Source organism: Exiguobacterium sp. J17977 (assembly GCF_018616375.1).
In the GTDB taxonomy this organism is placed as follows: domain Bacteria; phylum Bacillota; class Bacilli; order Exiguobacteriales; family Exiguobacteriaceae; genus Exiguobacterium; species Exiguobacterium mexicanum.
This window is the reverse complement of sequence record NZ_JAEQBB010000007.1, coordinates 88,559-106,720: the sequence shown is the minus strand read 5'-3', so window position 1 is coordinate 106,720 and position 18,162 is coordinate 88,559. Positions and strand designations below refer to the sequence as shown.

The window sequence follows — 18,162 nt, the reverse complement described above, 5'->3', positions numbered from 1 at the left end:
CGTCCGTCAGCGTTCAAGCCATTCGTTCGTGTCGGTGAGCGTCGCCGCCATCACAGCTTTAATCGTGTGCATCCGATTCTCCGCCTGATCAAAGACGAAGGAATGACGACTCCGGAACACCTCGTCCGTGACTTCCATCTCGGTCAAACCATATTCGGCATGGATGGCTCGGCCGACCTCGGTCTCCAAGTCGTGGAAGGCTGGCAGACAGTGAAGGAACATGACGTCCGGATTGTTCGTCTTCATGAGCATGTCCATGTTCACTTGGTAAGGCCGGAGCAACTTGATCCGCTCGGCGAACTCGGCCTCTTCGCCCATCGACACCCACACATCGGTGTAAATGACGTCGGCGTCGGCGACCGCTTCCTCGATACTTTCGGTCAACGTGATTTTCGCCCCCGTCTCGGCCGCGACCGAGCGGGCAAAATCGACGACCTCCTCTGACGGCCAGAGCGATTTCGGCGCGCAGATGCGCATATCCATCCCGACTTTGGCCCCACCAATCAAGAGCGTGTTGCCCATATTGTTGCGTCCATCGCCGACATAGACGAAACGGATGCCAGACAGCTCGCCTTTCTGTTCTTTGACGGTCAAGAAGTCGGCCAAGATTTGGGTCGGATGATATAAGTCCGTCAACCCGTTCCATACCGGCACACCGGCATCTTTGGCCAAACCTTCGACCGTCTCATGGGCGAAGCCACGGAACTGAATGCCGTCAAACATGCGTCCAAGCACGATGGCCGTGTCGCGCACCGATTCTTTTTTGCCGAACTGGATATCCGATTTCCCGAGGTATTCCGGATGCATGCCGAGATCGATGGCCGCCACGGTGAACGCACAACGCGTCCGGGTCGATGGTTTTTCAAACAACAGCGCCACGTTCTTGCCTTCACAGATTCGATGCGGGACGCCTTGTTGCTTTTGACGCTTGAAGGCGGCCGATAATTCGATCAAATAGTTCAACTCGTCTCCTGAAAAATCGTTCAATGATAGAAAATGACGGCCTTTCAAATCAAAGTTGTACGTTGTGGACATGCTCGTTTCCTCCTCGTTAAATGTCTTCGCGGATAATCGGACAGCTCATACAGCGTGGGCCCCCACGGCCACGCGACAGTTCACTCGACATGATTTCGATGACTTCGACACCTTCAGAGCGGAGCAACTCGTTCGAGACGTAATTGCGGTCATACGTGACGACGACGCCTGGGGCGATGGCGAGCGTATTCGACCCATCGTTCCATTGCTCGCGGGCAGCGGCAATCGGGTCCCCGCCCCCACATGGGATTAAGACGATTTCATCGAGACCGAGTGCGGCTTTCAACACGTTCAATAGATCCGTATGTTGCGTGATGTGAAGTTCGCCTTCAGCGTTTAACGTCAGTTCAAAGATATTCATTTTGCCCCCTGGACCTTGGATGAGCGGATGAATCGTGAACTTATCATGGTCGACCATCGTGAAGACCGTGTCGAGGTGCATGAACGCACGCGACTTCGGAATCTCGATGGCGATGACTTTCTTGAAAGTGCCGCCGTTCTTCAATAAGTTGAGGGCGACCCGCTCAATCCCTTGGGCCGTCGTCCGTTCAGAAATCCCGATGGCGACGACTTCTTTGGACAAGACGAGCTCATCCCCACCCTCCATCGCGAAGCGGTAGTCACGATCCGACCAAATCGGGATGTCGTGTTTCGCGAATCGCGGATGGTAGCGCATTATATATTGCGTGAACAACGATTCACGGCGCCGAGCCGGCTCTTTCATTCGGTTGATCGATAGCCCGCTGCCGATGGCTGCGGCCGGGTCACGGGTGAAGTATAAGTTTGGCATCGGATCGAGATAGAACGGATACGTGTCCTCGATCATCTCGTGTAAGTGACGTCGTTTCTCGGGCTTAATCTCGGATTTCCGAATCCCGGCCATGACGGTCTCAATCAACTTTTCATTGTCGTAGGCGAGCAAATATTCTTTCAGCGTCTCGTATGAGCCGTTGATATTTGATTTGGACTCTGACAAGATATCGGCGACGAAACGTTCGCGCACACCGGGCAACGACAACGTCTCGGCCATCAAATTTTCGAGGTAGAGCACTTCGACGCCACGATTTTGGAGCACGCTCGCAAAGTAGTCGTGTTCTTTTTGAATGACTGGAAGATGGGGAATGTCATCAAACAAAAGGCGTTCCAAATATTCCGGGGTCAAATTTTCGAGTTCGCGTCCTGGACGCTTCAAAAGGATGGTCCTGAGTTCACCAATTTCTGAATACACGTGGATCGGATGTTTCAGCATAGTATCCCGAGCGGTTTGTTGATCCGTCATCGATATCATCTCGCTTCCTCCTTGTGATTCGGGTGTGTTGCTACCCTTACATTATCAACTTACCCATTTCCACGATGGGCAAGTCCGACGTTTGGACTGTGGTAGATTCCACAGAAAAGTGCATAGATTATGACGTGACATGAATGAACAATCACTCGAGAAACGGTGTGGTCCCTCGAATCGAGAGAAAGTGACGTATACACGCTGTATAGATTGTGAAAAAAATTCATAGTATTTTTTGGATTTTGTTTGAGACCGCTCAAACTCGTGACATAATATAGACACATGATGTGAAAAGGAAGTGAGTCGATGGCAATCGAACGTACAGAACGCGCCCGTCATGAAGCCCAAGTGACAGCGCTTATTCAAAAAGGGGACCCGGTCGATTTCCGCGACGTGTTCCTCACCCTCCACCCTGGTGAACAGGCCGACCTGTTCATCGAACTTGAACGTCCGGCCCGTGAGTTCGTCTATGAGGCGCTGTCCCCGGAAGAGTTCACTGACCTGTTTGAAAAACTCGAACTGGATGAGCAGGAACAGTTCATTCAAGAGATGCCCCGTCCGTTCGCCGTGCGTGTGTTGAACGACATGTTCTCGGATAACGCCGCCGACTTGATGACTGAGCTCCCCGATGATTTCATGAACGAACTGTTCGAGTTGATGGACGAGACCGAGGCGACCGAGGTCAAAGATTTGATGCGTTATCCGGACGATACGGCCGGTGCCATCATGACGACCGAATTTATCGTGTTGAAAGCGGACAAGACCGTCGGTGCGACGCTCGAAGACTTGCGCGAACTTGGACCGGAAGCTGAGACAATCTATTACTTGTATGTCATCGATACTGATCGCCGGCTCGTCGGCGTCGTCTCGCTACGCGACTTGATCGTCTCCCCGCTCGACGTGCAAATCGCGGACATCATGGGCCGGCGCGTCGTGTCGGCCCACGTCCTCGCCGACCAGGAAGACTTGGCCCGGACCGTTCAGAAATATGACCTATTGGCCCTGCCTGTCATCGATAGCGAGGACCATCTGCTTGGAATCATCACGGTCGACGATGTCATGGACGTCATCGAACGAGAGACGACCGAGGATTTCGAAGAGCTGTCGGCGACGAAAGGTTCGTCCGACATCAACATGGGACCGGTCGAGGCGGCGATGAAGCGGGCACCGTGGATTATTAGCCTCATGTTTCTCGGGATGATCACGGCGTCGACGATTGGTGGTTTCGAGGACACGCTCGAAACGATCGTCTTGCTCGCCGTTTTCATGCCACTCGTCATGGGTTCGGCCGGTAACGCGGCCACCCAATCGCTCGTCGTCGCCGTCCGCTCAATCGCGCTCGGCACAATCAATCGGAAGAACGTGTTGAAGATGATTCGCCGTGAGTTCGGGACGGGACTGTTACTCGGTCTCGCGTGTATGATCGTCATCTTCGGCGTCATCACCGTCCTCTATGACAGTGCCTTGATCGGCATAATCGTCGGTCTGTCGATTTTTGCGTCGCTCAGCGTGGCGACCATCGTCGGGACGCTCGTGCCGCTCCTCATCAATCGATTGAAACTCGATCCGGCCGTCGCGTCGGGTCCGTTCATCACGACGGTCGTCGATAATCTCGGCTTAATCATTTATTTCACGGTCGCGACTTCGTTGCTTCGCTTTTTTTGACACCTGACCTCTCAGGTGTCTTTTTTTGTTGTGATGTTTGTTACAGTTCTTTTACAAAAGAGAAAACGGGAAATAATCGTACTTCGTGAAGGGTAATTATCAAAAGTACTTATAAATAAGAAGAAGTTGAGGGAGGGAACGTCGTTGACCATTCAACAAGTTGTTTACATATTGATCACAGGGGCCTTATTCATGGGGCTCGTCGCTTACGTGTCTTATCGCATGACGAAAGGGAAAGTCGAGAGTGCCGACGACTACTTCTTGGCCGGACGGGGGCTCACCGGCATCTTTATCGCCGGATCACTCCTGTTGACGAACTTGTCAGCCGAGCAATTGATTGGCTTGAACGGGCAATCGTTCGCCGGCAATATGTCGGCCATGGCTTGGGAAGTCACAGCCGGAATCGCCGCCATCATCATGGCGCTGTTTTTATTACCACGTTTTCTCGGCATCGGTATTTCGACGATTCCTGAATTTTTGAGCCAACGGTATGATGAGGACGTCCGCCGCTTGACGGTCCTCTTGTTCTTGTTCGGCTATATGTGCGTCACGATTCCATCGATGCTCTATTCCGGCGGTTTGGCCGTCTTGCAACTGTTTGACGTACCGGAATTGCTTGGCATCAGCTTCGAGCAGTCGCTCTGGCTCGTCATTTGGTTCATCGGGATTATCGGAGCCGTTTACGCCATTTTCGGTGGTCTCCGCGCCGTCGCCGTCTCCGACACGTTGAACGGGATCGGATTAATCATCATCGGTTTCCTCGTCCCGACGCTCGGCTTCATCGCGCTCGGTGACGGCAACCTCGTCGATGGGATGAAGACGATTGCAACCGAGAATCCAGAGAAACTGAACGCGATCGGTTCAGAGAACGATTCCGTTCCGTTCTTGTCCATCTTCACGGGGATGATTTTTGCGAACTTGTTTTATTGGGCACTCAATCAATACGTCATCCAACGGGCACTCGGGGCGAAGAACTTGGCCGAGGGTCAAAAAGGGGTGCTTTTCACCGGCTATTTGAAGTTGCTCGTCCCGATTTTCATGCTGCTTCCAGGGATTATCGCGTTCCATTTGTATGGCACGAACGTCGATAAGGCCGACCTCGCTTATCCGAGCTTGATTGCCGACTTGTTGCCGATGTGGCTCATGGGCTTCTTCCTCGCCGTCTTGCTCGGTGCCGTGTTCAGCTCGTTCAACTCGTTGCTCAATAGTATCGCCACCTTATTCGTGCTCGATATTTATAAGCCGAAGTTCAAACCGGACGCGTCTGACAAAGATTTGATTCGTGTCAGCAAATGGTTCGGGACGTTCGTCGCGCTCGTCTCGTTCTTCGTCGCTCCGAACTTGATGTACGCACCGGACGGACTGTGGGACTTGATTCGCCGCTTCACCGGTTTCTTCAACATCCCGATTCTTGTCATCGTCTTAATCGGGATGCTCGTGAAGCGCGTACCGCCGATTGCCGCGAAACTCGTCATCGGCTTCCACGTCGTCACGTATTACTTCCTCGTCTGGGGAACGGAGCAGTGGTTCGGCTTCGACCTTGGCATCAACTTCATTCACATTTACGGGATCTTGTTCGTCCTCGAAACGACCATCATGCTCGTGTTCGCAAAAGTTCGACCGATGCAACACATCAATCCGATTCGCATCGATCTTGGCCGCGTCAAGCCATGGCGTCATGCAATTTCGACTTCCATCATCCTTGTCGCGTCGATGATTTTCGTCTACTTCGTCTTCTCACCGATCGGTCTCGCCTATGCGGACGGGATCGTCTCGAGCTGGTTCTGGCCGGCGACCATCGCCTTGTTCGTTGTGACGGGTGGCCTCGTTTGGGCGTCCTATCGCTACTGGCTCCCGAAATATGAGGCTTACTTGACGAATCTTGGTACGACAGACACCGAACGTGAAGAAGCGATTGGTGAATAACCAATGTCTCCTCCGCCTTTGACGGAGGAGACATTTTTTTGCCTGGTTAGGGATTAATCGGCCGTGTGCTATGCTTGACACACTAGACAATCTTTAGGAGGTGTCCGATGAACAAGCTGTTGAACGACCCCTTTACTGACCTTCCCATCAAATCTGATTTTTCCGGATCGGCGCTCGTCATACGACAGGATGAAATCCTGTTCGACCATCAACAAGGTTATGCGAATCGGGCGGAACGAATCGAGCATCGAATGTCGACCCGATTCGGCATCGCTTCGGGCTGTAAGCTATTCACGGCCATTGCCGTCTGCCAGCTCATCGAACAAGGCAAATTGGCATTCACGTCGACACTCCGCGAGTGTTTAGCCATCGACTTCCCCCGATTTGACCCGGGCGTGACAGTCGAACAGTTGCTTACCCACACATCCGGCATCCCCGACTATTTTGACGAGTCTGTCATGGACGATTTCGAGGAATTGTGGCGGCAACGTCCGATGTATCACATCAGGCAGTTACGTGACTTTCTTCCGATGTTCCAACACGAGCCGATGCGACAAGAACGGGGCGTGTTTCAATACAATAATGCCGGCTACATCGTGCTCGGCCTCATCGTCGAACAGACGAGCGGGTTGTCGTTCTCAGACTATATCGAACAGTTCGTGTTCAAGCCGGCCGACATGACCGATTCGGGGTACTTCTCCCTCGATGCCTTGCCGGCGAACACAGCGCTCGGGTATATCGACAACCCGGACGGCTCGTGGCGGACGAACCACTATTCGATTCCCGTAAAAGGCGGCTCGGACGGCGGTGCGTTCGTGACGACACAAGATATGGCCAAACTTTGGAGCACCCTTCTCGATCATCGCTTATTTGGTGAGGAGATGACATCACGGCTATTGACTCCTCATGTGAAGGTAAACGACAAAGGCGTACATTACGGCTATGGTCTGTGGATTCAACTGGATGCGAATCGACACGTGTTCAAATATCATGTCATGGGCTATGACCCCGGCGTCAGTTTTCATTCCGCCTATTACCCGGCCACAGACATCGTCTCGGTCGTCTGTTCGAACGAGTCAGACGGGGCATTCGACCTCATGAAAGTCATCGAACAGAAAGCAGGTGTGTCTTCTTGAACATCCGTCCATACGATGAACGTGACTTCGAACAGATTCAAGCGTTGAATGAAGCGGAAGGTTGGAGCCAACTCGTCCGACAACACGAGTTGACGAAACAGGCGTGGCAGCAATCGAACGTCGCCTATGTCGTCGAGTCAGAAGGACATGTGATTGCCTACTTGCGTGGATTGACCGACACGACCGTTAGCCTGTACGTATGCGAACTGCTCATCGCGGCCTCGCACCGTCGCCTCGGGATTGGCGAGCGGTTGCTGTCACACGTCCATGCGCTCTACCCCGAAACGCGCCTCGAGATGCTCGCGAGCGCTTCGTCCCACACGTACTACGAGAAATTGAATTTCCGTCCGTTTTACGGATATCGGAAGACGATTCACGAATAGGAGGAACTGTCATGAAACTAGCCATCGTGACCGGTGCATCGCGCGGTCTCGGCCGTGCCATCGCCGAGGAATTATTGAAGCGGGATTACGAGGTCGTCAATTTTTCACGGACGCAGGCGATCGATGCCTCGTTCCGTCACGTCGAGGTCGATTTATCTGATCCGACAAGTACACTGGCCGCGCTCGAACAAGTGAAGCCACTCATCGAGACGGCGACATCCTTGCTCGTCGTCCAAAACGCAGCCTTGATTGAACCGATTCATCGGGCCGGCCAATTGGACGCCGCGCAGCTCATCGCCCACGTCCAAGCCAACCTGCTCGCCCCGATGCTCTTGACGAACGCAGTGCTCGCGTACGATCTGCCCGTCTCGCTCATCCACGTGACCTCTGGGGCCGCCAAGCGCCCCATTTCGGGCTGGAGTGCCTATTGTGCGACGAAAGCCGGACTCGACCATTTTACGGAGACGGTCGCCCTTGAATTGACCGGTACGAACGATAAGGTCGCCTTGTTCAATCCGGGCGTGATGGACACCGCAATGCAGGCAAGCATCCGGGCCTCGTCAGAAGACGCGTTCCGCGACGTGGAACAGTTCCGTTCTTACGTGACGGAGGACGACTGCGCACCCCGGAGATGGTCGCCCGCATCTTGGCGGAACACTTGCTAGACGATCCGCTCGAGAATGGCAAGACATATTCGGTATACGACCTTGCTTGATTTTTGACCCGGTATAAAATTCAGTCACCCTTTTCTCGCTGAACCGCCTACACTAAAGGCAGACGAACTAAGAAAGGGTGACTTGGTCATGAAGACGATTGCAGGAGGATTATTATTTTTCGGATTGTTCAGCCTGGCGCTGTCGTTCACGATGATTGGAGATACCGCCATCGTCGGTGCGTTAGTGAGTGGTGTCGCCGTCCTGTGCGGGGTCGGGCTTTGGTTCGGCGCGACGGAACTGACACGCCTCCACGCCTCATTCCTCGACCACAAAAAAACGTCTTTCCCTGAATGAGGGAAAGACGTTTTTGGATTCATTGATTGTCTTCGTCTTCGTAATCATCATCTACGTATTCTTCGAAATCATATTCTTCGAAGTCCGCTTCGTCGATGAAGATGTCGCGGTCATTGACGACGTGAATCGGACCGTTGGCCACATCGATTCGAATCGTCCATGCCCATGGAATGCGCAATCGGCTATAAACGCCTGTCCAGAATTCCATCGATTCTTGCTCATATCGCTCGAACTCTGCCAGCAACTCTTTAAAAGTGATTCCTGACAACTGGAAGTTTGAGTCTTGGATTCGCTCAAGCGCATTATGCGTCGCCTCGAGCTCCGCCGCACGGACCATTTCTTCGGCCGTAGCCATCTCAAGAATGGTTCCATCCGGTGGCAGAATGTCGTATACGTTAAACAATTCGCCTTCTTCTACTTCTTCATCAAACTCATAGTCGTCGTGCCGCATGCTTCATTCCTCCTCACTCTAGTTGAATCTCTTTCATTGTACCATTCCACTCCCTGTTAGAACGAAACATTCGTGTATATATTTTGGCAGGTGGGGAATGATAACAAAGGAATAGAATACGTATCAGCGAAAGGGGCCCATTGACCATGAACGAATCATTTCAAGCACTCGTCCTCGACAAAAAAGACGACCGTCTCCATTCCACGGTGACCGACGTCAAATTCGACGCCCTTCCGAGAGAAGAAGACGGCAACGTCCTCGTCGAAGTCCATTATTCAGCGCTCAACTACAAAGACGCTCTCGGGCTGACCGGATCCGGCAAAATCGTCAGTCATTATCCGTTCATCCCCGGGTGCGAGTTCGTCGGGAAAGTCATTGAATCCGACCATCTCGATTTCAAAGCCGGTGACGATGTCATTGCGACCGGTTTCGGCATCGGCGAACGACATTTCGGTGGCTTCAGCCGTTACGCCCAAGTCCCAGGCAACTGGCTCATCAAATTACCGAAAGGCATGGCGATGCGAGATGCGATGACGATTGGGACACCAGGACTTACCGCCATGTTTGCTGTCGAGGCGCTTGAACACGAGGGCGTGCATCCCTGTCAAGAAGTGCTCGTAACCGGTGCCTCCGGGGGGGTCGGCAGTTTTGCCATCGCCTTGCTCCACAAGCTCGGCTATCACGTCATTGCCTCGACCGGCAAACAAGACCCAGCGTATTTGCGCGACCTCGGTGTCGAGAACGTAATGGCTCGAAGTGAACTCGAAGGACCGGCCCGTCCGCTGGATGAACAGCGGTTTGACGCTGCCATCGACTCGGTCGGAGGCGAGACGCTCGGGAATATCCTCAGCCGAACACGCTATGAAGGGACGGTCGTCGCGTGTGGGCTTGCCGGTGGCCATGAGCTTCATACGACCGTATATCCGTTCATCTTACGAGGCGTCCGGCTCATCGGTATCGATTCGGTCATGCAGCCGATCGCCCGTCGCGTGAAAGCGTGGGAGCGGCTCCATGAGCTCGTCGACACTCGCGTGCTGAACCATATGGTCCATGAGATTCCGCTGCACGACGTCCCTCGTCACGCCGAGGCGATGATGCGCAGTGAATTGAGCGGCCGGACCGTCGTCCGCATCCACGACTAAAATAAACAGGGCTGAATCCATCGATTCAGCCCTGTCTCTGTATTCTCCATGGTGGTGGACTTATAACGTGAATCCGGCTGGTGCGTCTTTGACGACGACAATCACCTTGCCTTGGTCTAATTTCTTCTCGAGTTGATCGGCTTCGGTCGATGAGAAACCGAGCTGTTCGAATTGGGCTCGAAGCTCATCCCCTTTTTTACGGAACAAGTTTTTCGCGGCCGTTCCCAGGCCGACGTCTGATGCCGTCACCGTATTCGCATCGGCGTTATCGGCCACGCGGTCGGTCCGGTCATCATCGTGGGTGACGACATAAATGTGCTTGTCCTCAATCCCTTTCGCTTTCATCGATTGAATGGCGGTCACGACTTCTTCATCATTTGTAAACTCTTTGTACAAAACTGACATGTCTGTTCTCCTCCTTCGATAGCGTTACATGAATAGTTATTACCTTTTTTTCCTAAAATGACACATTAAAAAACGATGACAATTGTCATCGTTTCGTTAAACGGCCGGTTCTTGGCCCTTCAATTTTTTTAATTCATCGAGCAAGATGTCTGATTCATTGAACGGAATCGACTCGCGACCGACGCGTTCAACGTGGTCATGTCCTTTTCCGACGACGACGATTCGTTTGCCGTCGAGCGCTTGTTGCGCTGCGTGCCGGAGGGCGTCCCGTCGTTCCTCGAACGTCACATAGTGTGTGTTCGCGTCAATCCCTTCAAGTAGCCCGTCGATGATTTGTTTCGGGTCTTCCGTACGCACGTCGTGGACCGTCACGATTAAATCGTTCGAATAATGGCTCGCGATGCGACCCATCTCCGCCCGTTTGGTCGGATCGCGGTCGCCCGCCGCACTCAAGACGACAACGAGTTCACGTTCTCCTTGCTGAAGCGTCGATAGACACTTCTCAAGACCATCAGGCGTATGGGCATAATCGAGATAAATCTCGGCGTCTTCCGTATCGAGTCGTTCGAGCCGACCTTTCGGAAGCGTGAGTCCCGGCACGTTGGCGATGATCGCACGCAACATCAGTTCCGATGTAGAGACGAGACCGATCGCTGCGGCCAAGTTGGCCGCATTGAACGCACCCATAAAGCGGACCGGGGCCTCAATCGTCAAGGCGTTCATTTTGACGAGCACCGTCTGGTCATGCCAAATGACTTGAATATCAGCCGGTACGTCCGCATGCGTGCTGTACATGATGCGCCGACGAGTCGGCGCAAACGCGGCCATCGTTTTGCTAGCCGGGTCTTCGGCGTTCAACACGATGGCATCCCCGTCCGTCGTCTCGACTTGTTCGAACAATCGGGCTTTGGCTCGGGCGTACTCATCCATCGAGCGATGGTAATCCAAATGGTCGTGCGTCAAGTTGGTGAATGCCGCCGCGTGAAACCGGACACCTTCGACGCGTCCTTCCATCATCGCGTGCGAGGACACCTCGACGACACAATCGGTCACGCCGGCATCGGCCATCTCGGCCAGCAAACGATGTAAGACGACGGCTTCAGGCGTCGTATTTGGTGTGTTTAATGTTTGATCTTTATAACGTGCTCCAATCGTACTGACAATCCCGACCGGTCGGCCGGACAGACGAAATAAATCATATGTCAATGTCGCGGTCGTCGTCTTCCCGTTCGTACCGGTGACACCGTAAATGCGCATCCGATGTGAGGGGTGGTCATAAAAAGTACTGGCCACCACGCCGGCTGTCCGTTTCGTGTCCGCGACGACAAGGTTCGGCACCTCAAGGTCAAGCGGGTATTCCGAGATGACAGCAACCGCTCCTTTGGAGACGGCGTCCTCAGCGAATTCATGTCCGTCCACCGTATAGCCGCGGATACAGATAAATAAATTCCCTGGACTGACCTTTCTGGAATCTGTCTCAATTCCGGTCACCCATGGATCGCGTTCGATGTCATCCATCTCATTTCCTAGAATGGCGGATAAACGTTTCGTCCTCATGCTGTGTACTTCCTTTCTCATGGGTGTCGCTAGGTTCGCAAACCTTATCGTCATGGTACTAGATATTAGGCTGTAATGGAGATGACAAATATATTACTTCCCTTTTTACGCGCAATGCAATCGCCCAACCAAAAAATTCCTAGTCCAGGACGGGACTAGGAATTTATTTCGCTGTCGGTGAACTGAAGTCCTTGCTCGTGAAGCGCGGTTTCCAAGATTCGCAGCACACTTGGCCCGACCCCATGCAAGGCCGCAATCTCTCGTTTCGTATACGTCGCCAACTGTTCGAGCGTATCGATATAGGCGGCCTGAAGCGCCCGTTCGGCCGGCGCCGAACATTTCGGAAGTGGTGTCATCCGATTCCCTCCTCTCGTCCGGTGGTTCGTTCAATCGTCGGGAGACAGGCGAGAACACGGTCCATACAAAACGTCCGACGCGCCCGTTTGTTCACGTCCCAGGCGACGAGTCGATTGCCTTGCAACTTAATCAGTTTGACCCGCCGCTTCGAAAAAACTCCGTTCCGATCGATATACATCATTTCCACGACCCGCCCGTTCCGCATCCAACGCATGACTTCTTGCCTCATCTGATCTCCCTCCTTTGTTACTTTTAGTATACAGAACATCTGTTCGCAGTTCCAGTCTGGAGGTGTGTATTTGAACAATTTCACGTATGCTAGAAGAAACGAATGTTTCGCGAAAGGGAGATACCCGATATGACCTATTTGCTGTTGGCCGTTTTGGCCATCGTCTTATTCTTCTCCATGATTTATGCGGCTAAAGCCTTGCCGAATTTACGAAATGTTTTATTCAATCGCGGCAGCCTGTTCGGCCAAGACACCGAGACCGTCACGTGTCCGAACTGTAAAAAAACGTTCAAACGGTCCGGTGGGAACACACAGACGTGCCCGCACTGTTATACGTCGTTTTAACTACAAAACAGCCAACATTCCGCTCATCAGCGGAACGTTGGCTGTTTTTGAATGTGCTCGAATCGGAAAGTAACCGTTTACGTTCACCCCATAAGTGAAATAAGAAGGTTACGGCATTTGCCCGCAACCCAACCACGAGATAGTCTCATTCTGAAGGAGTCCACCATGTCATTCATATCCGATCACGATTTATACGCACGCATCGTAAACCGCGACACGTCTGCGCTCGAACTGCTTTACGACCGCTATGAGCGCATCTTATATTCGCTTGCCCTCCGCTTGACGACGCGAGCCGACTTGGCCGAAGCCGTCCTCTCCGAGGTGTTCACCGAGCTTTGGAAGCATCGTCTGCCGCTCGATTTGACGACCCATCGGCTGAAAACGTATTTGTTCGAACGTGTGGAGACCGCAGCGCTACGTTTAGTTACGAGCGCTTAAACCTGTCTACCGCACCGCTCGATGTAACACTTCTAGAATCCCATCCGCATACATGCCCTCGGTGACACGACCATGTTCTCGTTTGGCTTCTTCCGTCCCGTTGCCGAGTACATAACCGTTGCCGACATATCGCAACATTCCTAAATCGTTCCCACTGTCACCGAACGCGTAGGCGTGCTCGGTCTGAAATGTATATCGGTCGCACACGTAGTCGACCACAGCAATTTTCCCTGCCCCTTGTGGGATGAAATCAATATCGTAGGCGTCTGCCGGATCCCCGGCGAGCGGATTGCACCGACTGACGTTGACTGCAATCCCGAAGTCATGGGCAATACAACGGATGTGCTCGATCTCGTCCGAGCGCTCGCCGAAGTAGTAATAATTGTGCATCCAATCGCTTGTGCCAAGATTCGTCTGTGGCTCAATCGTGAGCGTTCGCCCTATCCTGTCGACGACTTGGGTGACGCGGTCTGAAAAATCATAGGGGAACCGGGACGAATAACCGGAATCGAGCTCCAGTTGCCCGGACGCCGTCACTTGATACAGCTCCGTCCCGAGACTCGCCGCAATCCGGTGCGGGAAGTAACGCATGTCTGCCCGTGCCATTTTATCTCGGATCGTCTCGAGTGAACTCCCCGTCACCCACATCGTCGACAACCGAGACGAGTGTGCATCGAGAAAGTCTTCGAGGTGCCGTAATCGTTCCAACTGCTCCACGGTACAAGCGTGCGGGAAATACGTCTCATCAAAATCAAAACAAATGAGCGTTCGTCCCTCGTCGGTGAATCGCTTCATAGTCATCCTCCTTGTGTCGTCATACCCCATCTCGTATAGTAAAAGAGAGAAAGGACGTGGCATCATGAAAAATCGATTGAGCCGCTATTACTGTCAGTATAGCGGAATCGTGATCGGGTTCGGGCTCGTCTTCACCTTTTTGTTTGGGGTCCGGTCCTATTCGGTCTGGCAACTATGGCTTCCGAATGGTTCGGCGCTTGTCGTCACGCTGATCACGGCAATATTGTTCAGTTACGTGACGTACCGTCTGCTCAGCGCCTTGAATCTATACCTGTTCCGCCGTATCGGAAGGATGGCGTCCAGTTGTTCCCGTTAGCTGCGGGAAAATCTTGACTGTTCACAAAATAGTCACGTCAAATAGGCATCCATTTCACGGTTTCATCCGTTAGATCAATACAAGGGATTCCCTTATGTGTAAAGGAGCAAGCCATGACTGATATCGAATTGTACGAGCGTGTCAGGCAAAAAGACAAACAAGCGCTCGAGACACTTTATGACCGCTATGAACGAATCCTCTATGCGTTCGTCATGCAATTGACGAAGGACCGCGACCTCGCCGAAGAAGCGATGCAAGAAGTATTCATTAAACTATGGCGCGGTGGCGGCGTGTATGATGAGACAAAAGGAAAATTCAAATCGTGGCTGTTCACGATGAGCCGTCACGTCACGATCGACTTGATTCGCAAACGAAAACCTGACCTGCAATTGGATGAGTCCTATGCGGAAGCCATTCCGTCACCGGCCCCGTCCGTCGAGACCGAGGTCGAATGGCAAGAAGAGCGGACTCAAATCGAGACGGCTATGGCCGAACTGCCGGCCGAGCAACAACAAGTCGTCCGCCTCATGTATTTCCAAGGGCTCAGCCAACAAAAGATTGCCGATACGTGCGGTATCCCGCTCGGTACTGTAAAAGGAAGGATTCGATTAGCATTGAAACAGTTACGAAGGCATCTATCCCAAGATTTGAATGATAAGGAGGTGGAACGATGAACGCTTGTGACCAATTGATTGATTATTTCAACCAGCATTTGACAGAAGACGAACGCATCCGGTTTGAAGCGCATCTCGCGACATGTCAAACGTGTCAAGAAGAGCTCGAACAACTCGAGGCCCTCGTCGGCGGCGTCGCGTTCCTCTCTGAACCGGCTGAACCGCCAAGCGGGATGAAGGCACGCATCCTCGACAACGTGTTCGCGGAAGACAAGACGGAGACGGAGTCGAAGCAAGACGAACCGACCCCGATCACACCGTTTACAGCCACGAAGAAGAAACAGAAGACGCCATGGGGAGCGCTCGCTCTCGCGGCCGCACTCATGCTCTCCTTGATCGGGAACGGCTATCTGCTATTGAACCAAGATGATCCGAGCGGAATCGCCTTGACCGAGACCGTCCCGCTCGAAGGCGAATCGGAAGGCGTGGCTTACCTCGCCGAACAGGACGGCCAGCGCCAGCTCATCGTCCAGACGAACGGACTCGATGCGCTCGAAGCGAACGAAGTGTATCAAGTTTGGTTGTTAAAAGACGGCTCTCCGATTCCGACCGGGGCGTTCGTCACGGACGACAAAGGCAACGGGACCGTCATCTACACGCTCGATTCGACCGAATCAGAGATGGACTGGGATACCGTTGCTGTCACGAAAGAACCCGAACGCGGCAACACGGCACCCGAGGGCGACATCGTACTCAGTGCCAGCCTATAAGTAAGGACCGAATGACCTGACGCACCACGCGTACGTGTCATTCGGTTCTTTTTTCGTTATGATGATAGAAAAGGAGTGGTACATATGCGTCAGCCTAAAATTGGTGTCGTCGGTCTCGGCGGCATCGCTCAAAAAGCGTACTTACCTATTTTGACGAACAGCACGTCGTTCGAACTCGTCGGTGCCTATTCCCCGACCGTCGCCAAACGTGAGGCGATTTGCCGGGCCCATCGGATGGAATCGTTCACGGGACTTCCCGAGCTCGCGTCGTCCGTCGACGCGGCGTTCGTCCACAGTTCGACCGAGACACATTTCGACGTCGTCTCCTATCTGCTCGCACACGGTGTCGATGTGTATGTCGATAAACCACTCGCCGCGACGATCGAACAAGCGGAACATCTCGTCGAGCTGGCCGAGCAGACGAACCGTAAGCTCATGGTCGGCTTCAATCGCCGGTTCGCCCCGATGTATCAGCACGTGAAAGCAGTAGCCCCATTCCACACGCTCGACTTCGTCAAGCATCGTGGCGACGGATTGCGTGGCCACGACTATCAGTTCACGTTGCTCGATGACTATTTGCATGTCGTCGACACGCTCCGGTACTTCACCGGAAGCGAGTTGCGCCTGGTCACAGGGCATTTGGAGAAGACCGAGACGAACGGTCTCCATTTCGCGCGCCACGTCTGGCAAGACGAGCACGGACTGCACACGACGTCGATGCACCGGAAAGCCGGGACGAATCACGAAGGGCTGAGCGCCATCCGAGACGGTCTTCGCATGACCGTCGACGAGATGGTGACGCTCAACCGCTTCGAGCACGGCACCCATTCGACGAAGACGTTTGGGTCATGGGACACGCTCCTGACCCAACGCGGGTTCCAAGGGGCGATCGACCACTTTATCTCGGCACTGACCGAGGATACGGCCATCATGACGGACGGTCGTGAGGCGCTCCTCGCACAACAGCTGGTGACGGAACTGTTCGGCTCACACTAAAGGGAGGCGTATCAAATGGATTTCTTTTTCTACATCATGGTCATCGTCGTCGTGTCCATCGCCGCAGATACATTTAATAAGACACGGAAGGCGCGTTTAGAAGAACTTCGACTCAAAATCGAGCAAGAAAAACTTGCGATTCAGCGGCTCGAGCTCGAGATGAAGCGCGACGAAGACAAACTCGATCATCACGGATTTTAAAAAGACGATCGGCCCAGAGCGGGTCGGTCGTCTTTGGTTATAAGATATGGCGCTCCTCAGCTTGACGTGTCTCGCGGACACGATTTTGCCGACGTTCGACAATCGTCGACCACGTGACGGCCGTGACGATACAGGCGGCGCCGACAAAGAAGTTGCGGTCGAGTCGTTCATCGAGGACGAGCCAGCCGAGGTAACCCCCGACGAGCGGTTGGAAAAAGAAGAATAACGATCCGACACTCGCATCCATGAGCTCGAGCCCTTTGTTCCAAAAGAAGAACGCCCCGGCTGTCGAGATGATGCCGACATACAATACGCTCATCCACAATACCATGGTCATATTCGGTAAGCCGGATGCGGCCACTTCCATTCCCATGAGCGGCGTCATCAACACGAAGGCGATACCGATGGCGAACGTCGTGATCGTCAACGACGACATCGTCGCGGAAGCGATTTTCACATAGATGGACATGAGCGCCCACGTGATGGCCGCACCGACCAAAACGAGGCTCCCAATGAAATACGTGCCTTCGACGTGCCAGCCGACGACGATGATCACCCCGAGCGTCGCCAACAGGAGTGACCCGACTTTGACAGGCGTGAGCCGTTCTTTCAAGATGACTCGGGCAAAAATCACCATGAACGCCGGTGTCGCCGCCGTGACGAGCGATCCCGTATGGGCGTCGGATAGTTTCGTGCCGATGAACTGAAACGAAATCGAGGCGACGTACCCGATGACGCCGACGAGCGCAATCCATTTCCAGTCACGCCGACCGATTCGCTCGCGTCCGAAGACCCACCACATCGTGAGCAGGACGACAAACGCGACGGCATAGCGCATCCAGATGAGCGTGAACGGTTCGATATAGCCGAGCGCATATTTACTGACGACGTACATCCCGCCCCAAATACTGGCGGCGAGCGTTAAACTGATGGCACCTAACCATTCCTTGCGCATAGCGTCCCTCCTCCCTGATGTCTAACCAATACGACATCGGTTCCTAATATTCCTGTATCCTAGTTGCCGAACCGACCGAAATCGCTTACACTTACCGTAATGATGTATTGAAAGGAGGGAGAAAGGTGAACTTTGTCGGACGTACGCATTGGTC

General features: G+C 53.4%; 23 protein-coding genes. 14 read left to right on the top strand and 9 right to left on the bottom strand.

Annotated elements, in window-relative coordinates; genetic code table 11:
* Nucleotides 1-6: 6 nt before the first annotated feature.
* Entirely contained in the window at nt 7-1,035 is a 1,029-nt protein-coding gene (gene argF / locus KNO58_RS12675; RefSeq protein WP_214754425.1) for an ornithine carbamoyltransferase, read from the bottom strand.
* A 16-nt stretch (nt 1,036-1,051) separates the two neighbouring features.
* Nucleotides 1,052-2,281, bottom strand: coding sequence for an arginine deiminase (gene arcA, locus KNO58_RS12670; protein ID WP_214754569.1), 1,230 nt, complete (start codon nt 2,279-2,281; stop codon nt 1,052-1,054).
* 342 nt (nt 2,282-2,623) lie between these two features.
* Here arcA and mgtE point away from each other — a divergent pair, with 342 nt between their 5' ends.
* The 6 genes from mgtE (at nt 2,624) to KNO58_RS12640 (ending at nt 8,437) form a co-directional block, all read left to right on the top strand.
* Complete coding sequence (gene mgtE / locus KNO58_RS12665; protein ID WP_214754423.1) at nt 2,624-3,982, top strand: magnesium transporter; 1,359 nt, start codon at nt 2,624-2,626, stop codon at nt 3,980-3,982.
* 144 nt (nt 3,983-4,126) lie between these two features.
* Nucleotides 4,127-5,908, top strand: a complete 1,782-nt coding sequence (locus KNO58_RS12660; protein ID WP_031199960.1) for a solute:sodium symporter family transporter — start codon at nt 4,127-4,129, stop codon at nt 5,906-5,908.
* A gap of 107 nt (nt 5,909-6,015) precedes the next feature.
* A complete protein-coding gene (locus tag KNO58_RS12655; protein WP_214754420.1) occupies nt 6,016-7,044 on the top strand; it encodes a serine hydrolase domain-containing protein in 1,029 nt (342 codons plus the stop codon).
* Nucleotides 7,041-7,427: a GNAT family N-acetyltransferase gene (locus KNO58_RS12650; RefSeq protein ID WP_214754418.1), complete on the top strand. Its 387-nt coding sequence runs from the start codon at nt 7,041-7,043 to the stop codon at nt 7,425-7,427. The genes KNO58_RS12655 and KNO58_RS12650 overlap by 4 nt, the downstream gene beginning before the upstream one ends.
* A gap of 11 nt (nt 7,428-7,438) precedes the next feature.
* A complete protein-coding gene (locus KNO58_RS12645; protein WP_251026241.1) occupies nt 7,439-8,092 on the top strand; it encodes an SDR family NAD(P)-dependent oxidoreductase in 654 nt (217 codons plus the stop codon).
* A gap of 138 nt (nt 8,093-8,230) precedes the next feature.
* On the top strand, nt 8,231-8,437 hold the full coding sequence (locus KNO58_RS12640; RefSeq protein WP_214754416.1) for a hypothetical protein: 207 nt from the start codon (nt 8,231-8,233) through the stop codon (nt 8,435-8,437).
* Between the two features lie 19 nt (nt 8,438-8,456).
* Here KNO58_RS12640 and KNO58_RS12635 read toward each other — a convergent pair whose 3' ends face one another.
* Nucleotides 8,457-8,888, bottom strand: coding sequence for a hypothetical protein (locus KNO58_RS12635; protein WP_021065966.1), 432 nt, complete (start codon nt 8,886-8,888; stop codon nt 8,457-8,459).
* A 146-nt stretch (nt 8,889-9,034) separates the two neighbouring features.
* On the opposite strand from KNO58_RS12635, the gene KNO58_RS12630 reads away from it, so the two are divergent.
* Nucleotides 9,035-10,030 carry an MDR family oxidoreductase gene (locus tag KNO58_RS12630; protein WP_214754414.1) on the top strand — a complete coding sequence of 332 codons (996 nt, stop codon included), beginning with the start codon at nt 9,035-9,037 and terminating at the stop codon, nt 10,028-10,030.
* 60 nt (nt 10,031-10,090) lie between these two features.
* On the opposite strand, the gene KNO58_RS12625 is transcribed toward KNO58_RS12630, so the two are convergent.
* The 4 genes from KNO58_RS12625 to KNO58_RS12610 form a co-directional block, all read right to left on the bottom strand.
* Nucleotides 10,091-10,435, bottom strand: coding sequence for a YflT domain-containing protein (locus KNO58_RS12625; protein WP_214754412.1), 345 nt, complete (start codon nt 10,433-10,435; stop codon nt 10,091-10,093).
* Between the two features lie 96 nt (nt 10,436-10,531).
* Nucleotides 10,532-11,992 carry a UDP-N-acetylmuramoyl-L-alanyl-D-glutamate--2,6-diaminopimelate ligase gene (locus KNO58_RS12620; RefSeq protein WP_214754410.1) on the bottom strand — a complete coding sequence of 487 codons (1,461 nt, stop codon included), beginning with the start codon at nt 11,990-11,992 and terminating at the stop codon, nt 10,532-10,534.
* A 155-nt stretch (nt 11,993-12,147) separates the two neighbouring features.
* Nucleotides 12,148-12,348: a helix-hairpin-helix domain-containing protein gene (locus KNO58_RS12615; protein WP_214754408.1), complete on the bottom strand. Its 201-nt coding sequence runs from the start codon at nt 12,346-12,348 to the stop codon at nt 12,148-12,150.
* Complete coding sequence (locus KNO58_RS12610) at nt 12,345-12,578, bottom strand: hypothetical protein (protein ID WP_214754406.1); 234 nt, start codon at nt 12,576-12,578, stop codon at nt 12,345-12,347. Before KNO58_RS12610 ends, KNO58_RS12615 begins: the two co-directional genes overlap by 4 nt.
* Nucleotides 12,579-12,707: 129 nt before the next feature.
* On the opposite strand from KNO58_RS12610, the gene KNO58_RS12605 reads away from it, so the two are divergent.
* Together KNO58_RS12605 and KNO58_RS12600 are read left to right on the top strand one after the other, a co-directional pair.
* Nucleotides 12,708-12,923, top strand: coding sequence for a hypothetical protein (locus tag KNO58_RS12605; protein ID WP_214754404.1), 216 nt, complete (start codon nt 12,708-12,710; stop codon nt 12,921-12,923).
* Nucleotides 12,924-13,088: 165 nt separating this feature from the next.
* Nucleotides 13,089-13,361, top strand: a complete 273-nt coding sequence (locus tag KNO58_RS12600; RefSeq protein WP_214754402.1) for an RNA polymerase sigma factor — start codon at nt 13,089-13,091, stop codon at nt 13,359-13,361.
* A gap of 6 nt (nt 13,362-13,367) precedes the next feature.
* Here the strand turns inward: KNO58_RS12600 and KNO58_RS12595 are convergent, their stop codons facing one another.
* Nucleotides 13,368-14,156, bottom strand: a complete 789-nt coding sequence (locus tag KNO58_RS12595) for an HAD family hydrolase (protein WP_214754400.1) — start codon at nt 14,154-14,156, stop codon at nt 13,368-13,370.
* A gap of 64 nt (nt 14,157-14,220) precedes the next feature.
* Between KNO58_RS12595 and KNO58_RS12590 the strand changes: the two genes are divergently transcribed.
* The 5 genes from KNO58_RS12590 to KNO58_RS12570 all read left to right on the top strand — a co-directional run bounded on the left by KNO58_RS12590 (nt 14,221) and on the right by KNO58_RS12570 (nt 17,053).
* Complete coding sequence (locus tag KNO58_RS12590) at nt 14,221-14,472, top strand: hypothetical protein (protein WP_214754398.1); 252 nt, start codon at nt 14,221-14,223, stop codon at nt 14,470-14,472.
* A 113-nt stretch (nt 14,473-14,585) separates the two neighbouring features.
* On the top strand, nt 14,586-15,146 hold the full coding sequence (locus KNO58_RS12585) for an RNA polymerase sigma factor (protein ID WP_214754396.1): 561 nt from the start codon (nt 14,586-14,588) through the stop codon (nt 15,144-15,146).
* On the top strand, nt 15,143-15,856 hold the full coding sequence (locus KNO58_RS12580) for an anti-sigma factor (RefSeq protein ID WP_214754394.1): 714 nt from the start codon (nt 15,143-15,145) through the stop codon (nt 15,854-15,856). The genes KNO58_RS12585 and KNO58_RS12580 overlap by 4 nt, the downstream gene beginning before the upstream one ends.
* Before the next feature lie 84 nt (nt 15,857-15,940).
* Nucleotides 15,941-16,852 carry a Gfo/Idh/MocA family protein gene (locus tag KNO58_RS12575; protein ID WP_214754391.1) on the top strand — a complete coding sequence of 304 codons (912 nt, stop codon included), beginning with the start codon at nt 15,941-15,943 and terminating at the stop codon, nt 16,850-16,852.
* A 15-nt stretch (nt 16,853-16,867) separates the two neighbouring features.
* On the top strand, nt 16,868-17,053 hold the full coding sequence (locus KNO58_RS12570; RefSeq protein ID WP_021065953.1) for a hypothetical protein: 186 nt from the start codon (nt 16,868-16,870) through the stop codon (nt 17,051-17,053).
* A gap of 37 nt (nt 17,054-17,090) precedes the next feature.
* On the opposite strand, the gene KNO58_RS12565 is transcribed toward KNO58_RS12570, so the two are convergent.
* Complete coding sequence (locus KNO58_RS12565; protein WP_214754389.1) at nt 17,091-18,008, bottom strand: DMT family transporter; 918 nt, start codon at nt 18,006-18,008, stop codon at nt 17,091-17,093.
* Nucleotides 18,009-18,162 lie beyond the last annotated feature (154 nt).